At 43.3% G+C, this 3,752-nt stretch carries 3 protein-coding genes; 2 read left to right on the forward strand and 1 reads right to left on the reverse strand.

Annotation, left to right across the window (positions count from 1 at the left end):
- Window positions 1-110 precede the first annotated feature (110 nt).
- Window positions 111-2,402, forward strand: coding sequence for a VCBS repeat-containing protein (locus tag F6K57_RS39435; protein ID WP_293074196.1), 2,292 nt, complete (start codon window positions 111-113; stop codon window positions 2,400-2,402).
- 214 nt (window positions 2,403-2,616) lie between these two features.
- Window positions 2,617-2,799: a hypothetical protein gene (locus F6K57_RS39440; protein WP_293074199.1), complete on the forward strand. Its 183-nt coding sequence runs from the start codon at window positions 2,617-2,619 to the stop codon at window positions 2,797-2,799.
- A gap of 192 nt (window positions 2,800-2,991) precedes the next feature.
- Here the strand turns inward: F6K57_RS39440 and F6K57_RS39445 are convergent, their stop codons facing one another.
- Window positions 2,992-3,702 carry a cupin domain-containing protein gene (locus F6K57_RS39445; RefSeq protein ID WP_364306031.1) on the reverse strand — a complete coding sequence of 237 codons (711 nt, stop codon included), beginning with the start codon at window positions 3,700-3,702 and terminating at the stop codon, window positions 2,992-2,994.
- Window positions 3,703-3,752 lie beyond the last annotated feature (50 nt).

The raw sequence follows: 3,752 nt of genomic DNA on the forward strand, positions 1-3,752 counted from the left end.
GCATTAGATTTGCTGCCAAGAAAAATCATCTAGTTTAGCACGAGACTTCATCGGTAGTTTCTGAGCTTGATTAACTGCAAACTCCCTCACTGTCTCATCTTTAGCTTTATTTGTCAACAGAACCTAGTCCTGCTGCCATTGCCACCGGAGATTTTGATGGTGATGGTGATTTGGATTTAGTAACAGCGAACTCAGACTCTGATAACGTCTCAGTGCTGTTAAATAATGGCGCAGGAAGCTATACCTTAAGTGGGAACTTTGCCGTAGGAAATTTTCCCGTTGACATTGCTGTGGGAGACTTCAACAAAGATGGTAACCTGGATTTGGTGACCGCAGACTTCGGTACTCCTTTTGTATCCTCTACTGATAACACGGTCTCAGTCTTGCTAGGAAATGGCAATGGCACCTTTGGTTCTGCCACCCAAGTCAACGAAGGAGATATTCCTCTATCCGTGGCCGTGGCGGACTTCAACGGCGATCAAGATTTGGATCTAGCGGTAGGAAGATTTTCCTCACCAGGTATAGTCTCGGTGTTCTTCGGCAATGGGGCAGGGAGCTTTCCAGTTACTAACGACTTGACGAGCGGGGTTAGTGGTTTTTCTACCTCTGTGGGGGACTTCAACAACGATGGTAACCTGGATCTAGTGACAGGAAGTGGCAGCAACCAAGTCTCGCTGCTGTTAGGGAACGGGACAACAACCTTTCAGCCTAGTATATCGATTCCAACAGGTGTGTCTTTTGCCGCTCCTGATGCTGTGGGAGACTTCGACAACGATGGCAATCCAGACTTAGTCATAGGAAGTGGTTCTGGTGCTGAGAACGAAATCGCAGTGTTGTTGGGGAATGGAAATGGTACCTTTGGTTCTCCCATGCCATTTACAACTGGTGGAGGTTCTGAAGTCGCCGTGGGGGACTTCAATAGTGATGGCAACTTGGATATTGCAGCAGCAAGTGATGATCAAGTCTCACTGCTATTAGGGAATGGTGCAGGAGGCTTTACCCCTTCTGGTCAGTTTGATGTGGGCAGTAATCCCTCTTCCATCACCGTAGGGGATTTCAACGGCGATGGTAAACCAGACATTGCGACGGCCAACTCTGGCTCCAACAACGTCTCAGTATTGCTCAACACTAGTTCCATGTTTGCTCTAGGTTCAACAACTCAAGTAGGGGATTTTCGAAACGATACTGACTACTTAGTCGCTGATGTAAATGGGGATGGTGACTCTGATCTAATCGAGGTTTGGAATAATAACAATAACTTCTTTGCTGCCACTTGGATTAGTAATGGTAGCGGAGGATTTAACCTCGGCAGTAATACAGCAGTAGGGGACTTTCGAAACGATACTGATTACTTAGTCGCTGATGTAAATGGAGATGGTGACTCTGATCTCGTTGAACTTTGGAATAATAACAATAAGTTTTTTGCTGCCACTTGGATTAGTAATGGTAGCGGAGGATTTAACCTGGGCAGTAATACAGAAGTAGGGGACTTTCGAGAGGATACTGACTACTTAGTCGCTGATGTAAATGGGGATGGTGACTCTGATCTAATCGAGCTTTGGAATAATAACAATAACTTCTTTGCTGCCACTTGGATTAGTAATGGTAGCGGAGGATTTAACCTGGGCAGTAATACAGAAGTAGGAGACTTTCGAGAGGATACTGACTACTTAGTCGCTGATGTAAATGGAGATGGTGACTCTGATCTAATCGAGCTTTGGAATAATAACAATAACTTCTTTGCTGCCACTTGGATTAGTAATGGTAGCGGAGGATTTAACCTGGGCAGTAATACAGAAGTAGGAGACTTTCGAGAGGATACTGACTACTTAGTCGCTGATGTAAATGGAGATGGTGACTCTGATCTAATCGAGCTTTGGAATAATAACAATAACTTCTTTGCTGCCACTTGGATTAGTAATGGTAGCGGAGGATTTAACCTGGGCAGTAATACAGAAGTAGGAGACTTTCGAGAGGATACTGATTACTTAGTCGCTGATGTAAATGGGGATGGTGACTCTGATCTAATCGAGGTTTGGAATGATAACAATAATTTCTTTGCGGCGACTTGGATTAGTAATGGTAGCGGAGGATTTAGCCTGGGCAGTAATACACAAGTAGGAGACTTTCGAGATGATACTGACTACTTAGTTGCTGATGTAAATGGGGATGGTGACTCTGATCTAATCGAGGTTTGGAATGATAACAATAATTTCTTTGCGGCGACTTGGATTAGTAATGGTAGCGGAGGATTTAGCCTGGGCAGTAATACACAAGTAGGGGACTTTCGAAATGATACTGATTACTTAGTTACCGATTTAAATGGTGATAATCAGTCTGATCTCGTTGAACTTTGGAATAATAACAATAAGTTCTTTGCCACTAGTTGGTTAAGCATTTAGTTGGTTAAGCATTGCTTAAACACTAACCTAATTCGGTAGGGGTGCATCTCAATGCATCCTGTTTGACCCGGTGAGTGGAATGGGCATCAGGCGTGGAACGGGCATCTTGCCCGTTTCATTTCGGGACGGACTATCCCAATACTGCCTACTGATAAAATCAGGGGGAGCCTGTCCCTAAAGCACCCTAAGCAACTTTTTTACTAATCCCCCAGAGGTGCTTAAGCCGATTGTGACTGCTCAGGGGGTGCATTTGATTTTGGTGGAGGAGATTGTTCAAGGGGAATTAGATGATCAGCTCAGGTATCAAATTATCTCGGATTTATTTAGTGGATGGCTGAAGCAACAAATTGATAAAATTGAGGTGGTGAAAAATCTGGAATCAAAGTTAGAGGACTAAATTTAGTAGAGATTGCTGAATTAATAAAGTAATCCTCTGATAGATACCAGAGGATTATTTAATACCTAATTAGGTATTTTATTTTAACGCATCTTCAAGCGGTAGTGGTAAATATGTAGTGGTTTGGCTACGGTCTGGTCAAGGTAACGGGAGCTAAAATCACGAATTGTGTACCACTACCCATATTTACGACTACCATGTTTTAACTTTGTCAGTTTGCTGTTTCCGTTGGGAAAAAAGCAGGGAACCTAAGGCTAAAGTACCAAAGGCTAATATGCCCACTCCAGAAGAGGTTTCCGGGATAGACTTAGTATTATTGGATAACAATGCTATTAATTCCTCTGCTCGGTTGTTCTGAATGAATTCATCCGGGAAATTACTGTCTACTGTGTCTATGAAATCATCAAACTCAGAACTAAGGGTTAATCCGAAATCAGAGGCTACAGATAAAGCAGCAAAAAATTTGTCTAAGTCTAAAGCTGGTAAATTAGACGGGTCTGTAATTGGTACGCCACCCAACTGGAACCATTCGTCAAGACCGCCAGAGGATTGGGCAACTACCAGTTCTCTCGCTGGAATTGTTCCAGTGTTAGTATGTGCATGGATATGGTTTGGGGGAGTATAAAACAAAGTTCCGGGTTTTGCATTTACAGCATTAAAATTTGCTTTGGGAGCATTAACTCCAGGAATTTCACCCTGAGCATAAGTCTCGTCACTGATGAATAGCGTAAACCCGTCATCAATAAAGTAGAGCCACTCCCCTAGGTTATGGTGGATGTGCGGGGGTGGGCCACCCCCTGGTGGAATGATAATGTCTAATAGAGTAAGGGACTTGCAAATAAATAGACTACCAGTTAATTTAAGGAACCAACATGAGCATAATTGAGGACTTGTTCTGAGGATAAAAGATGCTAGATGAAACCGTTAAAGCGACGATCCAAGATGCCGCCCAA

The organism is Moorena sp. SIO4A5 (assembly GCF_010672005.1).
Lineage (GTDB): Bacteria > Cyanobacteriota > Cyanobacteriia > Cyanobacteriales > Coleofasciculaceae > Moorena.